This window comes from Novosphingobium sp. BL-S-32 (assembly GCF_056857055.1).
In genome coordinates, this window is the sequence record NZ_CM166477.1 from 1,242,234 (window position 1) to 1,259,847 (window position 17,614).

A 17,614-nucleotide genomic window follows, 5' to 3' on the forward strand; every position below is an offset into this window, starting at 1 on the left:
TCCACGCTGACGACCTTGGCCACTTCCCGGCTGGCCCGGTCGATGTTCTCATCTATTGCCAGGATATCATTGGTCAGGCCGATTTTGTCAATAAACTATACTCTCGGTATCAATATTTGTGATTTTCGAGCCGCCAAAGGCGGCGAAATCGTAAGGGGGCCGGGCGGACGATAAGCCGGAGGCGTCCCGGGACGCCGTTCCCGGTGCACCGGCTTATCTCGCGATGGGTGAATGCCAGCGCGACAACGTTAATCGCGAGCACTCCTTTTCACTATTTCATCATCAGGCCCGCCTGCCTGCCGCTGGTCCCGACAGTGAGCAGTCGCTTGTCACTTGGGCTGCAGCTCCAGTTCTTCTTGTCCTGTATATCTCCCTTGCCGCTGTAGCGGGCCATTTCGGGATACTTGCACAGGGGCATGGTGTAGTTCGGGGTCTTCAGTGCCAAGGCTTTCGGTCCACCGGGCGTATATTGCCGGTCGGCGACCCACGCCGGCAGGGACTCAGGTGCGTGGCCTTTCTCGACCCATCCCTCAAGTGCCGTGATCGGGTCGAAACTATTGGGGGCACTGCTTACGATGCTGCAATGGGCGGTGCCGGGAAGCATGAACAGCCGGACTTGTTGCTGGACCTTGTCGAAGCCGCCATGGCGCCGCGCCAGTTGGTTATACCAGTTCACCGACATGTAAGGGGTGAGCCGCTCATCGCTGTAGTTATGCCACATCAGCAGCTTCGTCTTGCTGTTCATCAGCCGCGCCGTATTTTCGGGCAGCGTTCCGATGCCGGGGAGCAGGGCTGCTCGTGCTGCGGCGACTTCGGCGGCGGGCACGACAGCATGAAAACCCGTGACAGGTCCGGGGCCGCCGCGTCGGAATGTGACCATGGAAGCCGCTTTGAAGCCCGGATCGTTTTTGTGCACGAAGATCTCATGCACCGGATCGCTAAGCATCGCCGTTCCGCCGCCCAGAACCCCAAGTTCACTGACTGAATAGCCCGGCTGTACGATGTTTCCGCGCTCATCGGTCACCGCATTCACAGTTACCGCCACAGTTTCGATCTGTTCGGGAGTGAAGCATTGCCCGGGCGTGGAGCCGGGGCCACACTTCGGCAGATCCCGTTCCGGATCGAAGTTGCATGCGGCAGGGTTCTGGATGAGCCCGTCCTTGACGCCGTCGAGCGCATCGCACTGCTTCTTGACCACATTGTCCATAAGCGAGAGCAAGCCGGGTGTAAGCACTGATCCCGCCGAGCGGCTCGTTGCTTTTCCGATTGCCGTACCGTGGAACGACACGCCCCAGATGTCGTAAGGCGATCCCGCGATGATCCCGTCGAACTCCTCCGGGAAGTAGGATGCAACGACCATCGCGTCACGTCCGCCTCCGGAGCAACCCTCGAAATAGGAATGCGAGATCTGCTGCTTCGCGCCGTTCACGCGTCCGTAGAAGGTGGTGGTGAAATTCTTGCCGAGGCGCGCGAGAACTTTATCGGCCCGGTAGAGGAAATCGTCGACATAGTCCTGATCGACTTTTCCATTCTTCACTGCCCACGATGCGGAATCAAGCCCCTCATGGCCCTCGTCGGTGGCGAACGTCGCGTATCCTTTCTCGATGATCTGACCCGGATGTCCTTGCGCCGTGACAGTGACGGAAGGCATGGCCGGATCGCTCACATAGAACTGGCCGCAATGACCACTGCAGCCGAGCTGCAAGTACTTTCCATTCCAGTTCGACGGGAACGAGGCAAGGAAGTTTGAGGTTTTGCCTGTCTCGGGATTGGTGACGAAACTTCCGGTCACTTGGCAGAAAGCCGGGCGTGTGCCTTTTGCCGCAACGTAGTTTGTGGCGCCCTTGAACATGCTGTCCTTGATCGGCTTGATCGTGATCGCACTGCCAAGCCCGGAGGCAGCGGCCTGCACGAATTCCGGTGTGCAGCTTGCCTCGAAGTCACTGGTCGCCGGCGTCTGCGAATGAGCCATGGAATCGGGGGTGGGTACAAGTGCGCTGGAGGTTCCGAGCAATATTCCCAGCGAGGCTGTAGCCGCAGCTGAAAGCCCCAAACGCGTGGCAATTTTTGTCATAAGCGGCCTCTCCCAAGGTTCTAAAATATCTGTGCAACGTGTTAAGCGCGGGCCCTGAAGGCCTTCTGATGTGGACTGGCTTATTCCGTCTGAAGCGGCGCCGCATTGACCTTCCCGCCGAACGGCACCTCACGACAAAGCGCGAAGGCGGCGGTGAGATACCGTCTGCTGGAAAAGCCCCAAACTGCTTGGACAATGGCGTGCCCAAACTTGACCTACCGACTAATCGGTCTATAAGCGGATTGCAAGATTGCTCTTATTCGGGTTTGAGTATCATCATCGAACCATTGGCATGCTTCTTCAGGCGCTACTTTGCACGGCGCTGAAATTCTCGGCGCCGTTGGGAGTGAGTCTGAAATAGGCCCGTGAGGCCTCGGCCGCTTTTGCCCGCCAGCGCCGTGAAATATCGATCGCCCATGGTTCGGAAGCGGTTATCCCGTGTTCTGATCGAGACTTTCTTCTCCCGGCTCGTGCGCCCATAAGGCCGTGATGAACGATCCGAAAGAAGCCATCGCCACATTGACCGGCCATACCGTAACGCGCGCCGATCTGGCCGGAGAAGACGGCTTGCGGCCGCATCACCTGATCGAGTGCGATCTGGACGGAGGCGACTTTTCCTCGCTCGATTTGCGCCAAATGCGTTTTGAGCGCTGCGTCATGCGGCGGGCCAGATTCGATCGGGCCATTCTGACCGAGACCGCATTCATCGGCTGCCGAGGCGCGGAGGCCTCTTTCGTCGGTACCGATTTTGGCGATGCCGCAGTGACGGGTGGGGACTTCAACAATGCCTCGTTCCGGCGGGCGAGCCTCATGTCCACGCGGTTTGCAAACTGCAAGCTCACCGGCGCCGACTTCACGGATGCCGGCATGATCGGTGTGGTGCTGGAAGAAGTCCTGCTCTCCTATGCCAAGCTGCCCGGGATCTCCTTCCGGAAATCGAACCTGAAACGGGTGGATTTTTCCGAGGCGGACTTGCGGAAATGCGACTTTCGCATGGCGGTGTTCGAGGAGTCCTCACTCCGTAACGCCACACTCAACGGCAGCCGGTTCGAGCAGGCCGATTTGCGCGGGGCCGATCTCAGCGGACTGGAACTGATGGACGCCCGGCTGTTCCGGGGCGCCACGATTTCCCGCCTTCAGGCGGCGGAACTGCTGGGGCAACTCGGGCTGCGGGTGCTGTGACTTACGCGGGCAGGGCGCCAAGCCAGCGCTCGACCAGTTGCATGTGCTCCGCCCACCCGGGGGTGACGAAGGTTTCCAGCGCAGCCTTCTGTCTTTCGCGGTCTGGGCTATCCGTCAGGTAGTCCCTGGCGGCACGGGCCCAGGCGGCGGTATCGTCGGGATCGAGCAGCAGCGGTACATTGCCGCCGATTTCCTGATAGATGGCAAGGTCGCTTGCGATCGCGGGCGTGCCGCGCAGCATGGCTTCGAGCACCGGTAGACCGTAGCCTTCGACCCGACTCGGCATGAGCAAGGCCCTTGCATGGGTGATCCATGTGTCGAGATCGTCGTCCGTGCAGCGCTGGAGTTCGATCACCTTGCCGTGCTCGGGCCGAGCGCCGTCGAGCCTTGCAAACGTGCTCTCGGCCATCCAGCCGCGCTGGCCGACCAGCACCAGATCAGGCGTGTCCGCACCAAGCTCGCGGCGAAGATGGTCCCAGGCGTCGAGCAGGAGCATGTGGTTTTTGCGCGCCTCGATCGTGCCGATCGACAGGAAATAAGGGCGCGGATGAGGCGATCCTGCATCACCGGAGCCCGGCGTCTCGATGCCGAGATGCGCCACAAGTTGCGGCACCGGCGGCAACCCCTGCTCAAGCCCGAACCGGGCGAGCGCATTGCCCGTATCCCCCGAATTGACGATGATCCCGCTGGCACTGCGCAAGGCATTGCGCATCCGGACGGTGTGCTTAGCCAGCTCCCCTTCTCGGCAATATTCCGGGTGGGTGATCGGGATCAGGTCATGAATGAGGTATACAGGCCGGAGGCCATGCTCCTTCAGCCATGAGGGCAGCGAATCGATGTGCAGGCCGGTGTGGCCGACATTGAGGTAGATGGCGCCCTTGCAGTACCGGCGCGCGAGCATGGCGCGCGGAATGGCATGCGCCAGAAGCATGACTAGCCGCCGCTTGTCGAGCATGCCCGCACTTGCCCGCAGCAGGGCGAACAGGCGGTCGCTATCCTTGGCCCCCAGCACGACGCGGTGGTCGCGCCATTGCAGGAAGGCGCAGGACTGCTCCGCGAAATGTTCGAGATAGGCAAGGCAGACCCGGTCGATCCCGGTCGGCAGTCGCCCGCGCCAGAGGCGCCAGATCAGGCGGCTCGCATCGAAGACGAAAGGCCTCGCGGGCAGTTGGGAACGCGATGCTGCCAAGATCGTATCCTGTAGGGAAGTCGGTGTCGCCGGAGGTTAGCCGCTTAGCAATTGCTTCAATCCATTGGCAAGCGAGGCCGCAGGTGTCCTCGCCGCTATCGTCGATCTCTCCAGCCCAGCAACCTGTTCAGCCGCCCCTGCCATTCCCGCAGGCGAATGAGGGGGGATCGGACATCGGCTTGACCTGCCGCGATACGGTCCACCAGCACTTCCACCTCGCACGGCAGGCGCGTCACCGGATCGAGATAGCGCGGGTAGAGGAGGAGCGTGGCTGCAACCAGCTCGTCGAGCGTCCGCTGGCGCGTGCGCCGGGCAGGAACCGGCCCGAGGTCGCGGGTCAGACCCCAGCCGGCATAGAAGGGGACGCCGTGGGTCACCACCTCGCGGCCGCGCATCAATGCCTCGAAGCCGGCCAGCGAGGTGAGAACGTGGACCGCATCGACCCGGTCCAGCAGCGCCGCAATCGACGAACTGCGGTCGATCTCGTCAGCCAGTTCGAGCGTTTGGGCATCGGGAACATGGCCCTTACGATGGCCCGCCTCGACATCGGGATGCGGCTTGAAGATGATCCGGGCTGCCGGCTCCTGCGTGCGGGCACGCCGGAGCAGTTCGAGATTGCCCAGACCGGCACCGCCGCACAGCACCGAGCGATCGTCCTCGACCTGCCCGGTTACCAGCACGATCCGGCAGCCATCTTTACGGTCGGGCACGGCCGCGAGGGTCTGGTCCTGCCCGTATTTGCTGATCCCGGCGCGAACCAGCCGCTCGCGCAGCGCTGCTGCACGTGCCAGCGTCCTGGCGTCGATCTCGGCGCTTTGGAGGATCGTTTCGAGCGAACTGGCCTGCGCCGGATCGAAATGCGGGCCCTGCACATCGACCACAATCGAGAGCGGAGGCACGCAATTGGCGCCCAAACCGGTCGAGCGGATCATGCCGTCCTCGATCTCACCGATGGTCACGCCTTTGGCTTTCAGGTCAGCGAGAGCCTTGGCATCGCTGCGAGTGATCCAAGCGAGTACTTCATTGCCAGCCGATGGGCCGTTTTGAACGGCGCGGTCGTGTCGGACGGCGCCGGAGCCGTCCCACAACAGGTTGTCCGCCGTGATCCGCTTCCAGCGCGCGATGCCATGGACGGCGGCAACACGCCGGTTGGCGTCGATCAATGTGCGCCAGCGTCCCAGCATGGCGATTGCTTTAAGCGCGTCGATCTCGCTACCGTCGAAGGGGCTGCGATAGCGCCAGCGACGGTCCAGTTCCTGCGAGAGTACCGAACCCAGCGCATCGGGATTGCCCAGCGCGGCGAAACGTCCTTCGCCGATTACGGTAAGCGGAATGCCGAGGATCGCGGCGACGAGCGCGATTTCATCGTCAGCCGCCGCGATGACTTGAGCGGCGCCGGCACAGACGAACCATGGATCGCTCTTCGCGGGCAGGGTGGGAAGGCCGTCCCCTGACGCGCCGGAGCCGATCAGGACAGACCGGTCGTGCAGTCCGGACTCGCGCGCGGAGGCCAGGATTGCGGGAGCATCCCCGGCACGGGTGACGGAAAGCACCACGTCTCGCCCGGCGAGCCGATCGGCCTGTGTCCCCCAGAACGAGCCGCCCACCTGGTGCTCCCTCAGTGCGGCGAGCAGGCTCTCGGGCGCTGCCGGATCCACCGGATCCGCGTCACCACGGGCAATCGCAAGCGGCGCGGCGCGGTGGGCCGGGAAGGGCGGAATGCGCAGGAATGGAAGGCTGTTCATGCTGCTACGCTGGTGCTGGTGAGATCGCATCCAAGAGCGACGAGTTGCTCTGCCATCGCCTCCCACTGCCGCGGTGAAGTGGCGACTATCAGGCCTTCGCCTTGATCGTCGCAGCGGTAGGGCTGGCCGTTCGGCCGGGCTGCGCGCCCGCCGGCTTCATTGAGGAGAACGACACCGGCCGCGTGATCCCAGGGCAGGGTGCGGGTAAACAGTGTCACGTCGTTTTCACCAATCGCCACGCGTGGATACTGGTCGGCGGCGCAGCGCGGGCTGTCGATGACATCATAGTCGGCCGCCAGCGCGTCCATAAGGGTTTCGCGCGAGGCGCGGTTAGCGAACAGACGGGTGACGGCCGCCAGTGGGCGCTTTCGCGGGACCTCCGCAGCCTTGAAGGCTTTGCCGTTCACGCTGGCGCCATGGCCAGCCAGCGCCGCGCAGAAGCGGTTCGAAAGCGGATCGAAAATCCAGCCCCCCACCGGCAGCCCGTCCTCGACCAGAGCGACGAGCAGGCCGAAGGGGCCTTGTCCGGCAGCGAAGTTGGCAGTGCCGTCGAGCGGGTCGATCAGCCAGCACGCCCCGGAACCGAGCCTGTCCAGCAGCGCGGGGTCGGCATGAACCGCTTCCTCGCCAACGATCCCTGCGCCGGGGATAAGCGAGGCAAGGCGCCCGGCAAGGATTTCTTCGCTCTCGCGGTCGGCTGCGGTTACGGGCTCGGTGTTGCCGTCCTCACCCTTGTCGGCGAGAACGTGGGCTTCGCTCGTGCGGAAGCGAGGCATGATCGCAATTTCCGCCGCTTCCCGCATTGCCTGCTCCACCGCGAGTGTGAGCCGGTCCGTCATCATTTGCCCTTTATGCGCCGATAATCGGGATCAATAACCGACCCGTCCGGTCGTATCGTAGCGCAGCGACGTATAGGGAAGTTGGAAGTAGTCAAGCACGGTATAGGCCACTCTGCCGAGGCGGGACTGCGACTTTCCGAACAGCAGTTCGCCAAGGTTCAGCCCGACGCCGAAGAAAAGGTGACGCTTCGGATCTACGCCCGCCGCCTTGTCGGCATTGGAGAAGTCCGAAGCGAAATAGCCGACCTGCAAATCCAGATAGCGAAGCGGTGAGTGGTTCAATTCCTTGAATCCTGCGCCCTTGAGCGAGAACATGAAGCGCTGCTGCGCATAGTGCGGCTTGCCCTGAATACTGTAGATATTGCTGTTGGGAACGATCTCGATCTTGAAGGAGAACTTCTCCTTCATGCCGGGCACCGTATTGCGCAAAACCGACAGGGCTGCACCGGCGATGTTCATCGAGACGTCCTGAAGCGAATAGCCGCTGTCTGGCTCGATCGCGTCCGAAATCTCGTTGAAGGCCATGAGCCCGGACGCGATGATGGCTGCCGTGATCGCATCGCCCGCCGTCGCACCGGTCTTCCGGTGAATCTGGCTGTGGAAGAATTCCGCGAGCAAGTACGTGTCGAACGCGTGGGTAAGCTTGTCGACGCCGATATTTTCGGTGTCCTTGCCGAAATAGCCCTCGTCCTTGAAGTGGAACGGCGCGGTTTCCTTGAAGAATTTGTGCGAGCTGATGAGGGTGAAATAGGCAACGCCGATCAGGGCCTCGGTCCTGACAGTGCGCGCCTGCTGCCAAAACGTGCGATATTGGGATTGGTCGCGCGGGATATGGTCCGACCAGCGGCGCTTGAGCGGATCGGCCGGGCCATTGACGCTATCGCCGCTGACGTCTTCGAGACCGCCCGCGCCGAATCCGGCCGCGCCGATACCGACATTGGCCGGCTCGCCCCCCGATGCCGCCATGGCCGCGACTTCGGCGGAAGCCTGCGGTGCGTTCCCATCCAGCGCATCGCCGAGATTCCAGGCGATGGGCTCGACGCCGACGAGGGTTTCGGATGGTGCAACCGGTAGAGTGACGGGTATCTGTTCAAGAGAAGCCGCCGCGCCCTGGCTGTCAGGCGGCGCGCTGGTAACGACCGGAACCGTGTCGCCTGTCGAAGCTGTGATCTCGGCGCAGGCCGGGGTTGCCGCTACGCAACCCGCAAGTGCCAGAACCGTGCGTGCGCCTGGACCCATCCTCATCAATCCATGTCACCCTGACCCCTGCCGCCGCACAACGCTCACGTGCCGGACACAGTCCCGGAACCGAACCTTGCGAAAAAGGTTGCCAAATGCCAAACAGGGAGGCCATCGAGCCGCCCCCCGAGATTGGTTTTCTATTTCATATGATTGTTCTCAAATCGGTCAAGTCGTTCCTCATGTTTCCGATTTGGATGGTCCAACTGGGAACCGGTGCAAAGAGCTTTCTCGATAACCCGCTTCTCGGATCCCGCCGTCTGAATCGCCTTGGCTTGCACCGCGTCCGCGTGCAGCTTGCAGGAAGCCTCTGCGCCTGGCGCCGCCGCCGTCTGGCCCGGCGCGTTCGCCCCGAATGGCGCGAGGCGTTCGACCGTGACGGCTTCGTGGCGATTTCCGATTTTGTCGCGCCTGAAACCTTCGCAGCCCTGCGTGGCGCGATCCTCGATTATCGCGGCCCGGCCCGGGAAATGCGTCAGGGCGATGCGATAACGCGGCGCTTGGCGATCGATCCTGCCATGCTCGAAGCCATCCCGGAACTGCGCCGCCAACTGGAGCGTGCCGACCTGAAGGCCCTGTTCGCCTACGTGGCGGGCTTCCGGATCACGCCGCTACACTACATCCAGACGATCGTGACGCACGATCCGGGGGAGGGAGACGATCCTCAGGAAGCACTCCACGCTGATGCGTTCCATTCCTCGCTCAAGGCCTGGCTGTTCCTCAATCCGGTGGCGCACGACGAAGCGCCGTTTACCTATGTACGCGGCTCGCACCGGCTCACGCCCGAACGTCTCGACTGGGAATATCGGCGGAGCCTTGTCGGCCCGCAGCAAATGGACCGCCTCTCCGGTCGCGGCTCGCCGCGCGTGAATTCCGCGGAATTGGCCGAGATGGGATTGTCGGAGCCGGAAGTCTTCGCGATCCCCGGCAACACGCTGGTTGTAGCCGATACACTGGGTTTCCATGCGCGAGGTGCCTCAGTGCGGGCGGTGCAGCGGGTGGAGATCTGGTCCTATGCGCGGCGTAATCCATTCCTGCCGTGGCTCGGTGGGGATCTTCTCAGCGTTCGCGGCGTTGCAGAAAGACGGGTCGGCTGGCTCTGGGCGTTGCGCGATCGTTTCGCTGGAACGATCGGCCAGCCCTGGCAGTCCGTCGGAATTCGTAAGGCCGCAGGTGAACCGGGCGACTCGTGAGGTCTCTTTTGGCAATCCGGCTTCGCAACTACAGAATTTTAACAATACTTCGCTGGTATTGCGGGTAACGCCGCCGAAATTGCGACGAAGCGGTGACGTCGAGGGTTTGCAGGGATTTACATGCTGCAACGCCGCGCCTACGTAGGTTGCAATAGGTGTTAAGTCTGCGTGATTAAGTTGCCTAACAGAATATGTTAGGCATTACTTATTGTGCAGTGCAGCGAAAGAGCCCATGCTCGAAGCCGCCAAGAAAAGGGGAGTTGTCTTGTCATCTTCAGTGGTCCTGATGGCGGTCGGGGGAAGCGAAAGCGTACTTTCACGGGCGCGTGAGGTCATCCGGATCGAAGCAAGGACGCTCGATCACCTCGCGACTTCGCTGGACAGGAATTTTGTCTCCGCCTGTGAATTGCTGAGCTTGGCCTCGGGCCGGATCGTGGTTGCCGGCATCGGCAAGTCCGGTCATGTCGGTCGCAAGATTGCGGCAACCCTCTCTGCAACCGGATCGCCCGCCATGTATCTTCACCCCGGTGAAGCGGCGCATGGTGATCTTGGCATGGTGGTGGAGGGAGACGTGATTCTCGCGCTCTCCAATTCCGGCAATACCGCCGAACTCCAGGTCCTCTACGACCACGCCGAACGACGCGGCATCCCGGTGGTGGGCGTTACGTCCGGCGCCGGTTCGCTGGTCGATCGCCGGTCCACGGTCTGCATCCTGATGCCGCAGGCCACCGAGGCCTGCTCGTCGAATATCGCGCCGACCAGTTCGACGGCGCAGCAACTTGCGCTCGGCGATGCCATCGCCATGGTCCTGATGGATGCGCGCGGGTTCTCTCGGGACGGGTTCAAGGAGCTTCATCCCGGCGGCTCGATCGGTCTTCGACTGGCATCGGTCGGGCAGTTGATGCACGGCGACGGCAAGTTGCCGCTGGTCGAGCTTGACCTGCCGATGGAAGAAGTCATTTCCCGCATGACATCGATGGGCTTCGGCATCGCCGGGGTTGTCGATGCTGCCGGAAGGCTTGTCGGCATCATTACCGACGGCGATTTGCGGCGCCATTTCCGCACGCTCGATCAGGTCCGCGCGCAAGACGTGATGACCCGCCGCCCTCGCGTGCTGCGCGCGGGCATGGCTGCCGAGGATGCGCTGCGCTTCCTCAATGCCTCTAAGATCACTTGCGCCTTCGTGGTGGCGGAAGATGAGGCGTGCTGCGTTCCCGTTCAGGATGCTTCGGTGGCAACCGGTATCCAGATCCCCATCGGGATCATCCATGTCCATGATTTCCTGCGCACCGGACTGACCTGAAAAACAACTCAATGCTCGAAGAAAATTGCACGGACACCAATTCGGTGGGCACCAACCCCGTCGATGTCAGTTTCGCCATCCTCATCCCGGCCCGATATGCCTCCACCCGTTACCCGGGAAAGCCGCTCGTTCGGCTGACCGGGGCCACGGGCGAGGAACGCAGCCTCATCCGTCGCAGCTGGGACTGCGCCATGGCGGTTGGGGGCGCGGCCAAGGGGCTGGTTAGCGTCTGGGTGGCCACTGATGACGACCGGATTGCCGAGGAAGTCGAAAGCTTTGGCGGCCAAGTCGTCATGACCTCGTCCGATTGCGCGAATGGCACCGAACGCTGTGCGCAGGCGATCACCCGGCTCGGGCCAGTTGCCGATGTCATCGTCAATCTGCAAGGCGATGCGCCGCTCTCTCCGGCCAGCGTGATCCCGCGTCTGGTCGAGAGATTGTCGCACGATCCCGAGGCCGTGATGGCAACCCCCGCAGTGCGCGCGTCGCGCTCGGTTTACGCGCATTTGACGCAGGATCAGGCCGAAGGCCGCGTCGGCGGCACGACGGCGGTGATCGACGGCCGCGGGCGAGCGCTCTATTTCTCGAAACGCGTGCTTCCCTATCTGCCCCCCGAAGCGGCGGCGATGGAATTCCCGCCGGTCCATCTTCACCTGGGGCTCTACGCCTATCGCCCCGCCGCGCTCGAACTCTACGCGGCGGCAGCGGCCTGCGAACTGGAAAAGCTGGAGGGGCTGGAGCAGTTGCGCTTCCTCGACCTCGGCCTGCCGGTTTCGGTCGTTACCCTCGATCCGCTCGAATGGGACGCGATCGAACTCAACAATCCGGGCGACAAGCCCGTGATCGAACGCATCCTGAAGGCGCGCGGCATCGTCTGACGCGCGCCGGAAGGCCTTGATTCAGTCGATTTCGAGCGGCGCGAACTGCTTGACTAGACTGTCGATGGCCTGAACCTGTTCAAGGTAAGGCCGCAGCTTGTCGAGCGGAAGCGCGCAGGGTCCGTCGCACAGCGCGGCGTCCGGGTCGGGATGAGCCTCAAGAAAGAGCCCGGCGATTCCGAGTGCCATTCCGGACCTTGCAAGGGTCGCTGCCTGCGTGCGGCGGCCGTCGGCGCTGGTTTCACGCCCGCCCGGGCGCTGGAGGGCGTGGGTCGCGTCGAACACCACGGGCGCCATGGCCTTCATCTCGTCCATGCCGAGCATGTCCACGACCAGATTGTTGTACCCGAAACAGCTGCCGCGCTCGCACAGCAGGACCTGATCGTTGCCGGCTTCCTCGCATTTGCGGATAATGTGCCGCATTTCGTGCGGAGCAAGGAACTGCGGCTTCTTGACGTTGATGACTCGGCCGGTGCGGGCAATCGCCACGACGAGATCGGTCTGGCGCGCCAGGAAGGCGGGAAGCTGGAGAATGTCCGCCACTTCCGCGACGGCTTCGGCTTGGAAGGGTTCGTGCACGTCGGTCAGGATCGGCACGCCGAAGTGCTCTTTGACCTCGGCAAGGACCTTGAGCCCGGCCTCCAGTCCCGGCCCCCGGAACGAGCCGATGGACGAGCGGTTAGCCTTGTCGAAGCTGGCCTTGAACACATAGGGCATGCCGAGTTCGCCGGTAACGCGCACGAATTCCGCAGCGACTTCCAGCACGATGTCGCGCCCCTCGATCACGTTCATGCCGCCGATCAGCACCATGGGCAGGTCGTTGGCGAAAGTGACTTCGGGTGAAATGCTGATCGCGGTGGGCAAGGCAATGTCCTCGTCGTGGCAGGGGGAACCGCTGCCTGTCTGGTTAAGGCCGTCCGGTTCGGTTTCGGCAGGCAATTCCATCAGCAATCGCCGGGCCCAAGTGTCAAGATGGGGCGCTTCCGGCGCTGTGGAGCATATGGGCGGCGGCGCTGCCTGCGGAGGCGCCGTCGACCTCCATTCCGGCGGCAGCCATCAGGCTGGGCGCGCATTGCGGGCGGCCGAACAGGAAGCCCTGGACCTGATCGCAGCCCTCGGCCTGGAGCAGATCGACATGCAAGTGCGTCTCGACGCCTTCGGCAAGGACCGGCACGTCAAGGCTACGGCCGAGCGCAAGCACCGCGCGGATGATGGCGCGGGCCTGAGGGCGGTCTTCCGAACCGGTAACGAAGGACTTGTCGATCTTGATCTTGTCGAACGGGAACGAGTTCAGCGTGTCGAGCGACGAATAGCCGGTACCGAAATCGTCGATGGCGATACTGACGCCCATAGCCTTGAGCTTGCGCAGGATGTGCAGGGCGCGCGCCTTGTCACCGATGATCGCGGTCTCGGTAATTTCGAGTTCAAGGCGGCGCGGCGGCAGGCCGGTCTCTACGAGAATGCCGGCGATGATCTCGGGAAGGTTGGGCAGGCCAAGCTGCACCGCAGAGAGATTGACGGCGACCATATGGTGCTCGGGCCAACGCGCAGCTTCGCGGCAGGCCTGACGGAGGACCCATTCGCCGATGGCGAAGATTTCTCCGGTCTCTTCGGCAATAGGAATGAACTCGCAGGGCGTGACAAGGCCTCGGGCTGGGTGATGCCAGCGCAACAGCGCCTCGTAGCCGCTGATGCAGCCGTCCTTGAGCGTGCGCTGCGCCTGATAGAGGATGATCAGTTCGCCGCGTTCTGCCGCGCCGCGCAGATCTGCCGCGATCTGGCGCCGGTAGCGCGCACTCTCGTCCATGCCCTTTTCGTAGTAGCAGATACGCTCGCCGAGGTTTTCCTTGGCGCGGTACATGGCAAGGTCGGCATTGTTGCAGAGCTGCTCACGGTCCAGTCCATCCTCCGGATAGGCGGCGACGCCGAAGCTGGCCTTGACGACGAAATCGCCCGCACCCGAACCGGAAGGCCCGTTGAAGCAGGTGGAGATGCGATCGACAAAATCGGCAAGTTCATGGTTCTCGCGGAACAGGACCGTCGCGGCAAACTCGTCGCCGCCAAGGCGCGCGACGTTCTGGCCCTCCAGCATGGCCTCCCGCAAGCTGGTGGCGACGGCCTTGAGGGCCTCGTCACCGGCGGCATGGCCGCGTGAATCGTTGATTTCCTTGAACCCGTCGAGGTCGAGCACGACCACCCCAAGACGCGCGCCGGAATGAGCGGCGATGTCGATCGCGCGGTCCATCAGGTCATTGAACTTGCTTCGGTTGGGTAGGCCGGTGAGCCCATCGTGCAACGCCAGATGCTCGATCCGCGCTTCCGTCCGGCGCTGTTCGGTAATGTCGTCGAAGGTTGAGACCCAGCCGCCGTCGGGGAGGGGGCGCGAACGGACCGAAACGACGAAATCGTCATATTCCGAAACATCGGGCGCGCGGCCGTGGCTTTCGAGCGCGGCATCCAGATTGTTGAGCACACGCATCACGCGCCGTTCGATTTCTGCGGGAGGCGCCCGATTGCCGATGGCCGCCTGGGCAATGTCCCGCATGGTCATGCCCAGGCGGATATCGCCGGCTGCAAGCCGATACATCTCGAGGAAACGCTGGTTCCACAGGACCAACTGCCCGTCCGCGCCGAACAGGCACAGGCCCTGATGCATGTTCTCCAGCGCAAGATCGAGGCGGCGCCCGACAAGCTCCAGCCTCTCGTTGTTGAGGCGCTCGTTGCGGCGCATCATGATCTCTGCGCGGCGGCTGATGGCGGCCGCCGTCGCGGCAATTGCCAACGTGCTGAACGCGGCAACGAAGACCCACAGCGACATCGCGCGGGGCGACATCATCGTGTCCGATGAGAAGTCCGCGCGCGAGGGGATCAACGAGATCGCCGTCATGCCCGTGAAGTGGAGCAGCACGACAGCAAAGGCCATGAGCATCGCCGCTGCCGCTCCCGTGCCGGCCGACTGGCCGCGCAGGGCCAGCGGGATCGCAAGCGTGAAGGGGGCAATCGCCAGCACGACGGAAACGACCACGTAGCCCAGGTCCCAGCGAATGATCGCGGGCATTTCAAGCGCGGCCATGCCAAGATAGTGCATCGCCGCAACGCCGCCGCCCATCAGCAAGGCGCTGCAAACCGACCCTGTTTTGGAATCGAAACGGGCTGCCAGCAGCAATGCGGCGACCGACGTCACCAGCACGATGGCCAGCGAGGCGGCGGTTTCAGCGAAATCGTAACCGAATACGAATCCCGGATCGTAGCCGAGCATGGCAATGAAATGGGTAGCCCAGATGCCCAGTCCGGCGACAATGCCGGTAGTGGCCAGCCAGGCCGTCTTTTCGCGGCCATGGGCCCAGCGGATCTGCCGGGACAGCCGTACCGTGCCGATCGCGGTCAGCGCACAGACGAGCGCTGCCAACAGGACGAGCGGAAAATCGTGCCGGTCACGAATGCATTGCAGGATGAGGAGCATCAGGCTTTCTTCGGGGGGATGTGTGCGACCTTATTAGGGCAATATCCCGGCATTTCTGCTAGATTTGGTTAATTAATCCAAAGTTTCCAGGAAGACATTGGTTCGGAAGGAGAAACTAGCATAAAAAATGGGCTGGAATCGGTGGCGCAAGGGAAATGCGGCCCTTCCGTTCGCTGATGTCAGCTTCTCTTGACACTTCCATCGCCCAATTTCGGCATACCTTACATGAGCAGAGACCGGACATGAATAATTGCAGGCTGGGCTTGGCGGTAGCGTAGGCGTCTTGCGCCAGGTCATCAACCTGATCGAGAACGGTAAACATGATCCCTCGCTTTCGCTCGCCTACGCCATTGCGCTAGTCTTCGGGCTGCCGATCGACTGATCTGGCGGTGGAACACGCCCACTCGCAGCAGCGTATCGTATCGTGAAAGCTCGCCATGGCTCATAGCCACCACCGACATAAGCGCGTCCTCTCAGCAAACAGGGAGGACTATGCCACCGGGACCACGAGACGTCCCAGCGTGGTGACATCTCTAAATTGCGGGGGGTGACATCTCTAAGTTGCGCTTACACCGGATCAGGATGATAATATATCTTATGTTAAATTAATCCGGGCCCACAAGCGCGGCGATGTCCTTCAGCGAACGAGGCGCTGCAAGGTGAAAGCCCTGCACGAAACGAAATCCCAGCGAACGGACGGCGGTTAGCTGCTCCTCGGTCTCGATGCCCTCGATCACGCAATCGAGCGACATGGAGAATGCTAGCGACCGAATACCGTTCAGCACACGGCGGCATGAAATATCCTCCAAACGGTCGGCAAAGCTCTTGTCGATCTTGAGCACGTCGAGCGGCAATTGCTGCAACGAATTGAACGACGAAAAGCCCGTGCCGAAATCGTCGAGCGCTATCTTTGCGCCGGTTTCCCTCAGGTGTTGAAGCTCGCGAACAGCAGTACCGAAGTTCGAGATCAGCGAGGTTTCGGTGACTTCAAAGACCAGCCGGTGCGGGTCGATGCCGCAGGCGCCGATACGGTCCAGAATGCCGGTTATGGTTTGCGGATTGGTCAGGTCTCCGGCCGAAAGGTTGAAGGAAATGCGTAAATGTTCCGGCGTGACGGCGGCCGACGCCAGCGCGAGATCGAACAAATGCAACGTCAGAACCCGCAGAATTCCGAGCCGTTCGGCGCAGGATACCAGCATTTCCGGCGCCACTGTCCCCGCGATCGGTGAAGACCAGCGGGCCAGCGCTTCGGCGGCGACCGGCACCATCTTCTCCACGTCGTAGATCAGTTGGAAGACCAGCGAGACTTCGTTCGACAGATCGGCCGACTGAAGCGCGGATTCAACAAGGTGGTCGGCGCGGATCAGGTTTTCGAACTCCGCCGAAAACTTCAGACAATTGCCGCGTGCATGCCGCTTAGCATAGTAGAGCGCGAAATCTGCCCGGTCGAACAGGTCGTTCACATCCCGGCCGGAATCCGGATAGGCCGCCACCCCGCCCGAAGCGCCGACCGAAACGAGCGTATCGCCCAGTTCCACCGGTTCCTGGACCGTCAGGCAGATCCTCTGCATGAGTTCTTGCGCCGCGTCGATCGCGGCGGGAACGATCACGCCGAATTCGTCGCCGCCTAGCCGGGCGACCGTGGCCTTGCCGTCGCACAAGGCCGCAATCCGCCCGCCGATTGCCTGAAGCAAGCGGTCCCCTTGCGCATGACCGTGGGTATCGTTGACGGGTTTAAAACCGTCGAGATCCAGCAGGCCGATCGAAAAGCGCTTATCGGGTGAGCAGCCTTCGAGGCGCTGTTCGACATCTTCCAGAAACCGCCGCCGGTTTGGCAATTGGGTGAGCGCGTCGGTGCGGGCAAGCCGGGCACTTTCCGCCTCAAGGCGTTCCGCTCGCCGTTGCCCGGCGATCAGCGCATCGCGTGAGGCCTCAAGATGGACGAACGCGGCGAAGGAATCGCGGATGACGAAGAGGATCAGCCCCGTCACCACCCCAATCGAAAGCGCCATTGCGATGCGCTCCTCACTGCCCTGTAGCACGCAGTAGAGTGTGAACGCGCAGATCACGATCACGCCGATCGCTGTCGCCGCGCGCGGAAGGTAGGTGAGGCAGAAGATGCAGGCCATCATGGTCGCGGCGATGAACAGCATCACGTGCCCGCGCTGCTCGGGCGTGCCATATTGGTCGAGGACAAGCGCCCAGGCCAGAAAGCCCAGCGCCATTCCGATACCCAGCCAAGTCGTGCGGCGCATCAGGCGCTCAGCCTCGGTCACGGCAATGGCAGCGGGGGCTACAGGCCGCGTCCAGACGTGGATGCGCTGGAGGCAGGCCAGCACCAGAAGAAAGGGTACACCAAGGGTCAGGTATAGGGGCGCGGTAGCTCTATGGGTGAATGCCAGCGCCACAACGTTAATCGCCAGCACGCCGTAGAGCGGCGGGATATGGCGCCTGAGCCGCAGGTACTGGGCCACCGGTAGCTCAAGCTGTCCGTCCTTTTGCACCCGCC

Annotated in this window: 13 protein-coding genes; 5 read left to right on the top strand and 8 right to left on the bottom strand. The window is 62.5% G+C overall.

All coding sequences use genetic code 11. The annotated features are described in order from the left end of the window. Positions 1–271: 271 nt before the first annotated feature. Positions 272–2,074 (bottom strand): tannase/feruloyl esterase family alpha/beta hydrolase, encoded by a 1,803-nt coding sequence (locus AC1VVK_RS22035; protein ID WP_482905331.1) that lies wholly within the window; start codon positions 2,072–2,074, stop codon positions 272–274. A 489-nt stretch (positions 2,075–2,563) separates the two neighbouring features. On the opposite strand from AC1VVK_RS22035, the gene AC1VVK_RS22040 reads away from it, so the two are divergent. Beyond that, positions 2,564–3,256, top strand: coding sequence for a pentapeptide repeat-containing protein (locus AC1VVK_RS22040; protein ID WP_482905332.1), 693 nt, complete (start codon positions 2,564–2,566; stop codon positions 3,254–3,256). Position 3,257: 1 nt separating this feature from the next. On the opposite strand, the gene AC1VVK_RS22045 is transcribed toward AC1VVK_RS22040, so the two are convergent. The 4 genes from AC1VVK_RS22045 to AC1VVK_RS22060 all read right to left on the bottom strand — a co-directional run bounded on the left by AC1VVK_RS22045 (position 3,258) and on the right by AC1VVK_RS22060 (position 8,268). Continuing rightward, on the bottom strand, positions 3,258–4,445 hold the full coding sequence (locus tag AC1VVK_RS22045) for a glycosyltransferase family 4 protein (protein WP_482905333.1): 1,188 nt from the start codon (positions 4,443–4,445) through the stop codon (positions 3,258–3,260). Positions 4,446–4,540: 95 nt separating this feature from the next. Then, a complete protein-coding gene (locus AC1VVK_RS22050; protein ID WP_482905334.1) occupies positions 4,541–6,190 on the bottom strand; it encodes a capsular polysaccharide export protein, LipB/KpsS family in 1,650 nt (549 codons plus the stop codon). After that, entirely contained in the window at positions 6,187–7,032 is an 846-nt protein-coding gene (locus AC1VVK_RS22055) for an inositol monophosphatase family protein (RefSeq protein ID WP_482905335.1), read from the bottom strand. Before AC1VVK_RS22055 ends, AC1VVK_RS22050 begins: the two co-directional genes overlap by 4 nt. A 27-nt stretch (positions 7,033–7,059) precedes the next feature. Further along, a complete protein-coding gene (locus AC1VVK_RS22060) occupies positions 7,060–8,268 on the bottom strand; it encodes a DUF2279 domain-containing protein (RefSeq protein ID WP_482905336.1) in 1,209 nt (402 codons plus the stop codon). Between the two features lie 149 nt (positions 8,269–8,417). On the opposite strand from AC1VVK_RS22060, the gene AC1VVK_RS22065 reads away from it, so the two are divergent. The 3 genes from AC1VVK_RS22065 to AC1VVK_RS22075 all read left to right on the top strand — a co-directional run bounded on the left by AC1VVK_RS22065 (position 8,418) and on the right by AC1VVK_RS22075 (position 11,642). Next, entirely contained in the window at positions 8,418–9,461 is a 1,044-nt protein-coding gene (locus AC1VVK_RS22065; protein ID WP_482906753.1) for a phytanoyl-CoA dioxygenase family protein, read from the top strand. Positions 9,462–9,726: 265 nt separating this feature from the next. Next, positions 9,727–10,764 (top strand): KpsF/GutQ family sugar-phosphate isomerase, encoded by a 1,038-nt coding sequence (locus AC1VVK_RS22070; protein WP_243652464.1) that lies wholly within the window; start codon positions 9,727–9,729, stop codon positions 10,762–10,764. Positions 10,765–10,775: 11 nt separating this feature from the next. Next, complete coding sequence (locus AC1VVK_RS22075) at positions 10,776–11,642, top strand: 3-deoxy-manno-octulosonate cytidylyltransferase (RefSeq protein ID WP_482905337.1); 867 nt, start codon at positions 10,776–10,778, stop codon at positions 11,640–11,642. Positions 11,643–11,663: 21 nt separating this feature from the next. Here AC1VVK_RS22075 and kdsA read toward each other — a convergent pair whose 3' ends face one another. After that, entirely contained in the window at positions 11,664–12,452 is a 789-nt protein-coding gene (gene kdsA, locus AC1VVK_RS22080; RefSeq protein WP_482906754.1) for a 3-deoxy-8-phosphooctulonate synthase, read from the bottom strand. A 157-nt stretch (positions 12,453–12,609) separates the two neighbouring features. Beyond that, positions 12,610–15,105 (bottom strand): putative bifunctional diguanylate cyclase/phosphodiesterase, encoded by a 2,496-nt coding sequence (locus AC1VVK_RS22085; RefSeq protein ID WP_482905338.1) that lies wholly within the window; start codon positions 15,103–15,105, stop codon positions 12,610–12,612. 250 nt (positions 15,106–15,355) lie between these two features. On the opposite strand from AC1VVK_RS22085, the gene AC1VVK_RS22090 reads away from it, so the two are divergent. Next, positions 15,356–15,487 (top strand): helix-turn-helix transcriptional regulator, encoded by a 132-nt coding sequence (locus tag AC1VVK_RS22090; RefSeq protein WP_482905339.1) that lies wholly within the window; start codon positions 15,356–15,358, stop codon positions 15,485–15,487. 223 nt (positions 15,488–15,710) lie between these two features. On the opposite strand, the gene AC1VVK_RS22095 is transcribed toward AC1VVK_RS22090, so the two are convergent. Continuing rightward, positions 15,711–17,609, bottom strand: a complete 1,899-nt coding sequence (locus AC1VVK_RS22095) for a putative bifunctional diguanylate cyclase/phosphodiesterase (protein ID WP_482905340.1) — start codon at positions 17,607–17,609, stop codon at positions 15,711–15,713. Between the last annotated feature and the right edge of the window lie 5 nt (positions 17,610–17,614).

Coding starts and splice junctions, on each gene's coding strand:
- AC1VVK_RS22050 (WP_482905334.1), bottom strand. CDS start 6,190: ATGAACAGCCTTCCATTCCTGCGCATTCCGCCCTTCCCGGCCCACCGC.
- AC1VVK_RS22085 (WP_482905338.1), bottom strand. CDS start 15,105: ATGCTCCTCATCCTGCAATGCATTCGTGACCGGCACGATTTTCCGCTC.
- AC1VVK_RS22055 (WP_482905335.1), bottom strand. CDS start 7,032: ATGATGACGGACCGGCTCACACTCGCGGTGGAGCAGGCAATGCGGGAA.
- AC1VVK_RS22060 (WP_482905336.1), bottom strand. CDS start 8,268: ATGGGTCCAGGCGCACGCACGGTTCTGGCACTTGCGGGTTGCGTAGCG.
- AC1VVK_RS22065 (WP_482906753.1), top strand. CDS start 8,418: ATGATTGTTCTCAAATCGGTCAAGTCGTTCCTCATGTTTCCGATTTGG.
- AC1VVK_RS22075 (WP_482905337.1), top strand. CDS start 10,776: ATGCTCGAAGAAAATTGCACGGACACCAATTCGGTGGGCACCAACCCC.
- AC1VVK_RS22035 (WP_482905331.1), bottom strand. CDS start 2,074: ATGACAAAAATTGCCACGCGTTTGGGGCTTTCAGCTGCGGCTACAGCC.
- kdsA (WP_482906754.1), bottom strand. CDS start 12,452: ATGGTGCTGATCGGCGGCATGAACGTGATCGAGGGGCGCGACATCGTG.
- AC1VVK_RS22040 (WP_482905332.1), top strand. CDS start 2,564: ATGAACGATCCGAAAGAAGCCATCGCCACATTGACCGGCCATACCGTA.